Source organism: Cellulomonas sp. P5_C6 (assembly GCF_054049635.1).
Genome location: NZ_JBFULZ010000220.1, coordinates 1 through 6,497, shown reverse-complemented (window position 1 = coordinate 6,497; position 6,497 = coordinate 1). Strand labels below are relative to the sequence as shown.

6 protein-coding genes and 1 pseudogene are annotated in these 6,497 nt (G+C 74.8%); 2 read left to right on the top strand and 5 right to left on the bottom strand.

The window, feature by feature from the left end; all coding sequences use genetic code 11:
- Positions 1 to 277, bottom strand: a pseudogene (locus ACXJKG_RS18380) (amidohydrolase family protein); the annotation flags it as partial.
- Between the two features lie 41 nt (positions 278 to 318).
- Here ACXJKG_RS18380 and ACXJKG_RS18375 point away from each other — a divergent pair.
- Positions 319 to 1,320, top strand: a complete 1,002-nt coding sequence (locus tag ACXJKG_RS18375) for an XdhC family protein (RefSeq protein ID WP_456847185.1) — start codon at positions 319 to 321, stop codon at positions 1,318 to 1,320.
- Between the two features lie 100 nt (positions 1,321 to 1,420).
- Here ACXJKG_RS18375 and ACXJKG_RS18370 read toward each other — a convergent pair whose 3' ends face one another.
- Complete coding sequence (locus tag ACXJKG_RS18370; RefSeq protein ID WP_456847184.1) at positions 1,421 to 4,132, bottom strand: molybdopterin-dependent oxidoreductase; 2,712 nt, start codon at positions 4,130 to 4,132, stop codon at positions 1,421 to 1,423.
- Positions 4,129 to 4,929, bottom strand: coding sequence for an FAD binding domain-containing protein (locus tag ACXJKG_RS18365; RefSeq protein ID WP_456847183.1), 801 nt, complete (start codon positions 4,927 to 4,929; stop codon positions 4,129 to 4,131). The genes ACXJKG_RS18370 and ACXJKG_RS18365 overlap by 4 nt, the downstream gene beginning before the upstream one ends.
- Positions 4,930 to 5,008: 79 nt before the next feature.
- Here ACXJKG_RS18365 and ACXJKG_RS18360 point away from each other — a divergent pair, with 79 nt between their 5' ends.
- Positions 5,009 to 5,401, top strand: a complete 393-nt coding sequence (locus ACXJKG_RS18360) for a VOC family protein (RefSeq protein WP_456847182.1) — start codon at positions 5,009 to 5,011, stop codon at positions 5,399 to 5,401.
- Positions 5,402 to 5,412: 11 nt separating this feature from the next.
- Here ACXJKG_RS18360 and ACXJKG_RS18355 read toward each other — a convergent pair whose 3' ends face one another.
- A complete protein-coding gene (locus ACXJKG_RS18355; RefSeq protein ID WP_456847181.1) occupies positions 5,413 to 6,240 on the bottom strand; it encodes a class II glutamine amidotransferase in 828 nt (275 codons plus the stop codon).
- Positions 6,241 to 6,294: 54 nt separating this feature from the next.
- Positions 6,295 to 6,497: hypothetical protein (locus ACXJKG_RS18350; protein ID WP_456847180.1), on the bottom strand; the 203-nt coding region annotated here is incomplete at its 5' end.

Below are 6,497 nucleotides of genomic sequence, written 5' to 3'. Positions count from 1 at the left end.
CTCCGTCCACGCCGGCCTCCGCGTACGCGGCGGCCATGGTCGGCAGCCACTGCGCCATGGGCACGCCCCGAGTGCCGGGGAGCGTGCGGAAGGCGGTCTGCAGCAGGTGGTGGTGGGCGTTGACCAGGCCAGGCGTCACCACGCAGCCGTCGACGTCGAGCCGCTGCGCGCCGGGGGCGGGCCGGTCCGTGATCAGGCCGTCGGTGACGTGCACGTCCCCGACGCGCTCGGTCTGCGCGTCGACGACGACGGCGCGGGCGCCCGTGAGTGTCAGCATGGGGACTTGGTAGCACCGCTACATGTCGGGGAGGTGACCTGATGCTCGAGATCGCCGATCGCCTGCTCGCGCGCCTGACCGCGGGCCACCGGGTCGCGGTCGCCACCGTGGTGTCGATGAGCGGCAGCGGACCGACGGTCGTCGGCACGTCCATGGCGGTGGACGACGCCGGCGAGGTCATCGGGAGCGTGGCCGGCGGCTGCGTCGAGGGCGCCCTCCACGAGCTGTGCACCTCGGTGCTGCGCGGCGCGGCCCCGGGCGTCCAGGAGTACGGCGTCACCGACGAGGACGCGTTCGCCGTGGGCCTGACCTGCGGCGGAGTGCTGCGCGTGCACGCCCGCGAGCTCGGACCCGCCGACCTCCCGCCGCTGTCCGCCGCCGCCCGGGGTGCCGACGCCGTCGTGGTGACGCCACTCGACGGCCCCCTGCCCGCCCGGCTGCCCCCGCGGCCCGACCGCTCCGGCCTCCTGCGGGTCATGGGTCCCGAGGGCGGCGTCGAGGTGTTCGTGGAGGTCGCGGCGGCACCCCCGCGGATGCTCGTCTACGGCGCGCTCGAGTTCTCCGCCGCGCTCGCGGCCGCCGCCCGCGCCGTCGGGTACCGGGTGACCGTGTGCGACGCCCGCGAGGTGCTGGCCACGCCCCGACGGCACCCGGGGGCCGACGAGGTCGTCGTCGACTGGCCCGTCCGCCACCTCGGCCTGCAGGTGCTCGGTGCGCGGGACGTCGTCTGCGTCATGGCGCACGACGACCGGTTCGACGCTGCCCTCGTGCTGGCCGCGCTCCGCTCCGGCGCCGGGTACGTGGGCGCCATGGGCTCGCGCCGGACCCAGGACCGGCGGGCCGAGGCGCTGCTCGAGCGCGGTGCCCAGCCCGACGAGCTCTCCCGGCTGCACGCGCCGATCGGCCTGGACATCGGTGCCTCGACCCCGGCCGAGACGGCGATCTCGGTCCTGGCAGAGGTCCTCGCGACCCGCGCCACCGCCACGGGCCTCCCGCTGACCACCCTGGCCGGCCCGATCCACCGCGCGCCCCGATCCGCCTGACGGGCCTCCGGGACGGTCCTTCCGCAACGTCCGAGCAAGTAGTGGCTGGAACCCGTACTTGCGCGGACGTCCCGGTGGGATCTCCGGACGTACCCCGGGGTCAGGGGTTGGCCAGGCGCCAGAGGCGGTCGGCGGACATCGGGAGCTCGTGCGGGCGGACTCCCAGGGCGTCGCGGACGGCGTTGGCCAGGGCCGGGGCGACCGGGTTGTAGGGGGCCTCGCTCATCGACTTGGCGCCCAGCGGTCCGAGGTCGTCGACGGTCTGCGCGAAGAGGACCTCGGTGCGGGGCAGGTCGACGATCTGCGGGACGTGATAGCTGCGGAACGAGGCGGTGGTGACGCGGCCCTGGTCGTCGAGCCGCATCTCCTCGTAGAGCGCGGACCCGACGGCCTGGCCGGTGCCGCCCTCGACCTGCCCGCGCAGCTGCTCGGGGTGCAGGACGGTGCCGGCGTCGACGGCCTGGATCGAGCGCAGGAGGGTGACCTCGCCGGTCGCGGGGTCGACGGCCACGCGGAAGGCGTGCACGTTGAACGCGACGGACCGCGGGGAGCCGTCGTGGGTGCCGTGGCCGGTCAGCCCGGGTGCGGCGGCGGCGATCTCGGTGAGCGCGACCCCGCCCGCGAAGTCGGCGGTCATCGCAGGCCCGTGCTCGTGGGGCGCGTCGCTCGGGTGCTCGCGCAGCGCGGCAGCCGCGGCCAGGATCTTCCCGCGCAGCTGCAGCGCGGCCCGGTGCAGCGCGAGCCCCGCGACGACCACGCCCGCGGACCCGAAGGCCCCGGTGTCGTACCCGGCGACGTCGGTGTCCGACTGCGCGATCACGATGCGGTCGACGGAGGTCCCCAGCGCCTGGGCGACCAGCTGGCCGTGCACCGTCGTCGTCCCGTTGCCGAACTCGGTGGTGCCGACGCCGACCTCGTAGCGGCCGTCGTCGAGGAGCCGGACCGAGGCCTCGGCGTAGTGCCCGCGCGGGGCGATGGTCGCGATCATCGCCACGGCCATCCCCGAGCCGACGACGGACCCGGCCGGGACGGGGACGGTGTCGAGGGACCGGTCCTCGAGCGCCAGCTGCGCGAGGTCGAGGCACTGGTCCATGCCGTAGGAGTTGATGCCGAGGTCGCTCWCCTCGTGCGGATCGGTGACCAGCAGGCGGTCGCCGGGGACGACGACGTTGCGGCGCCGCAGGTCGAAGGGGTCGATCCCCACGGACCGCGCGAGGTCGTCCATCGCGGACTCGATCGCGAAGATGATCTGCCCGAGCCCGTACCCCCGGAAGGCCCCCGACGGCAGGGTGTGCGTGTAGACGGACTCGGCGTCCACCCGCTTGTTCGGGCAGCGGTACACGGCCATCGACTCGCTGACGCCGTGGAACATGACGCCCGGCCCGTGGTTCCCGTAGGCGCCGGTGTTGTTGAGGACGTCGATGCGCATCGCGGTGAGCACGCCGTCGGCGTCGGCACCCAGCTCGACCTCGACCCGCACGGGGTGCCGGCTGGGCACGACGGTGAACTCGTCGGCCCGCGTCATCTCGTACTGCACGGCGCGGCCGGTGCGCAGGACGGCGAGGGTCACGATGTCCTCGGTGAGCAGCTCCTGCTTGCCGCCGAACCCGCCGCCCACGCGGCCGGTCAGCACGCGCACGCGGTCCTCCGAGAGGCCGAAGACGTGCGCGATCTCCTTGCGCACCAGGTAGGGGACCTGGGTGCTGGTGCGCAGGACGAGGCGGCCGTCCTCGTCGATCCAGCCGCGGGTCGCGTGGGTCTCCAGGGCGGCGTGCGAGACGCGGCTGGTCCGGTAGGTGCCCTGCACGCGGTGGGCCGATGCCGCCAGCGCCCCGGCCGCGTCGCCCATCTCGTCGTGCAGCTGCGCGACGACGTTGCGGCCCGGCTCCGAGATCCGCGCCTCCGGACCCTTGTCGCCGTGCACCAGGGGCGCGCCCGGCCGGCGTGCCTCGGCGGGGTCGACGACGGCCGGCAGCACCTCGTACTCGACCCGCAGCAGGGCCCGCGCCCGCTCGGCCTCGCGCAGCGACTCGGCCACGACGACCGCGACCCGCTGCCCGTGGAACCGCAGCACGGGGTCGAGCACCAGGGTGTCGTCGGGGTCGTCCAGGCGGGACTCGTGCCGGGCGGTCGAGAAGTGGGTCGCGGGGGAGTCCTCGTGCGTCAGGACGGCGAGGACGCCCGGCGCCGCGAGGGCGTCGGCGGCGTCGATCGACACGATCCGGGCGTGTGCGTGGGGGCTGCCGAGCACGGCCAGGTGCGCGAGGTCGGTGGCGGGGACGTCGAGCGTGAACGGCTCCCGGCCGGCGACGATCCGGCGCGCGGCCGGGGCGCGGACCGACCGGCCGGCGTCCTGGCCGGCGAGCGGGTCGACGGTGTTGCGGCGCCGGGAGATCGCGTCGCAGACGGACCGGTAGCCGGTGCAGCGGCACAGGTTGCCCTTGAGCAGCCGGGCCGTCTGCTCGTCGTCGCCGTCCGTCAGGTCGAGGCCGGCCACGGTGGTGACCAGGCCCGCCGTGCAGAACCCGCACTGGAACGCCGCGGCGTCGACGAACGCCTGCTGGACGGGGTGCGGCTCCTCGACGGAGCCGAGCCCCGCGACCGTGGTGACGGACCGGCCCTCCGCCCGGAACGCGGGGACCAGGCACGAGTGCGTCGGCCGGCCGTCCAGCAGGATCGTGCAGGCGCCGCAGTCGCCGGAGTCGCAGCCCTTCTTCACCTCGACGTGCCCGTGCTCGCGCAGCAGCGTCCGCAGCACCTGCCCGGGGGCTGGGTCGGCCTCCATCGGCGCACCGTTGACCTCGAACCTCATGCCAGCTCCTCCCGGACCTGCTCGGCCAGCCGCAGAGTCATGGCCCGGCGCCAGTCCGGTGCGCCGTGCGGGTCGTCGTACCAGTCGTCGACCTGCTCGACCGCGGCGCGCAGCTCGTCGGCCCCCGGGACCTGCGGGAACGCGAGCCGGTACGGGCGCGGGACACCGGCGGTGAGGGTCACGACGAGCCCGTCGCCCGCGGTCCGGCGCCCGACGACGATCGCGCCCGACCGGCCGTGCCGCGTCAGCGCCGCCCGCCGGAACGCCGCCGGCTCGGCCAGGACCTCGCGGGACACGCTCACCGCGCGCAGCACCTCGCCGGGCGCCAGCGCCGTCGTCCGGACGCCGGTCACGAGGTCGGCCACCGGGAGGCGCCGCTCCCCGCCGTCGGGCGTCCACACCACGGCGGTCGCGTCCAGGGCGACGGCGAGCGTGGTCAGCGCACCCGCGGGCAGCGCGAGGCAGATGTTGCCGCCGACCGTCGCCCAGTCCCAGAGCTTCTCCGACGCCACCAGCGACCGCGCGCACCGCACGACCAGGTGCTGCGACGCCCAGCCGGGCACCGGGGGATGGTCGACCAGCGCGCGGATGGTGCAGGTCGCGGCGATGGTCAGGCCGTCGTCGGTGACCTCGACCGCGGGCCAGCCCAGCGTCGTGAGGTCGACCAGCTCGGTGGTGTCCGGCTGGGGCTCGGAGAACAGCCACGTGCCCCCGGCCAGGGGCGCGACACCGGGACCGATCGCGAGGTCGGCCCGGTGGTGTGMCGCGCGGATGCGGTCCAGCGAGGTCAGGTCCATGGTCTGCCGAGTGAACCGTACCCACGTGACTGGCGCGTTACGGGAAGCGGCTCCCGGGACCGCGTCCTACCGTCGGACGATGACCCGACACCTGCGCCAGCCGACCCTGGACTGCGCGGAGCCCCGCGAGCTGGCCGAGTTCTACCGGCGGCTGCTCGGCTGGGACTACGTGCCCGGCCACGAGGACGTCGACCCGGACGGGGACGACTTCCTGAAGCTGGTCGATCCCGACCGGCCCGTCTGCCTCGCCTTCCAGCGCTCCGACGCCGCCGTGCCGCCGTGGCGGACGGGCGCCCGCGTGCACCTCGACCTGGACGTCGACGACCTGGACGTGGCGCACGAGGACGCCGTTCGGCTGGGCGCGAGACCCCTGACGGGCACGCCCGAAGAGGAGGGGCACGCCGACGACCCGTTCCGCGTCTACGCGGACCCGTCCGGGCACCCGTTCTGCCTCTGCCTCGCGGACGGGTGACGCGTGACGGCTCAGACCGGCGCGAACTCGTGCAGCTCCTCCTGGCCGTCCTCCACGACCAGGCAGCTGCTCTCCGGCACCTCGAGCCAGGCGCCCTTGAGGTCGCCCAGCGGTTCGGACACGACGATCCGCGTGCTGTCCGCGAGCCCGTGCAGGAGCGGGTTCTCGGGGTACTGCTCGCGCAGCACGGCGACGTCAGCGTTGYGGAACAGCGAGCGCGACCGTCCCTCGGTCGAGTAGCGGAACGCCCAGAGCCGCGTCCCGTCCGTGGTCGCGACGGTCATCTGCACCGGGAACGCCACACCGTGCCGGCCCGCGACCTCCTCGACGAAGCCGACCGCCCGGGCGACGGCCGTCGGCGGGTCGTCCTCCAGCCCGAACGTGAGGGCGAGGTAGAACAAGAGCTCGGAGTCGGTCGAGCCCTCGATCAGCGGGAACAGGTCGGGGTCGACCGCCAGCGCCATGTCCCGCTTGTAGCTCGTGAACCCGGCGAGCAGCCCGTTGTGCATCCACAGCCACCGGCCGCGGCGGAACGGGTGGCAGTTGGTCTGCTGCACCGCCGACCCGCTCGTCGCGCGGATGTGCGCCAGGACCAGGCCGGAGCGGACGTGGGCGGACAGCTCCTGCAGGTTGCGGTCGCTCCACGCCGGCTCGATGCTCCGGAACACCCCGGGCGTGGGGGAGTGCTCGTCGTACCAGCCGAGGCCGAACCCGTCCCCGTTGGTCGCCTCGGCCCCGAGCCTGCTGTGCAGGCTCTGCACGATGAGCGAGTTCGTGGGCCGGTACAGCAGGTCCTCGATGAGGACGGGCGATCCGGTGTACGCGAGCCAGCGACACATGTCGGCCTCCTTGCCGTGCTGCTGCCCACAGCACACCATCCCGGGCGGCCGGTGTCACCACGGCGGTCCCGGCAGCCTCTCGTCGTACGCGCCCCCAGGCCCGCACCCGCCGACGTAGCCGTCGGGCATCCGCGGGTACACCTGCGTCCAGTAGGTGCGCGCGAGGCTCGCGGCCTCGAACGGCGACGCCCCGAGCGCCTCGGCCATCGCGGCGTCGCGCTGGACGGCGGCGCACTCGGCGTGGGCCTCGTCGGTGA

Excerpts from the sequence above, each read along its gene's own strand:
- ACXJKG_RS18360 (WP_456847182.1), top strand. The coding sequence starts at position 5,009 with ATGACCCGACACCTGCGCCAGCCGACCCTGGACTGCGCGGAGCCCCGC.
- ACXJKG_RS18375 (WP_456847185.1), top strand. The coding sequence starts at position 319 with ATGCTCGAGATCGCCGATCGCCTGCTCGCGCGCCTGACCGCGGGCCAC.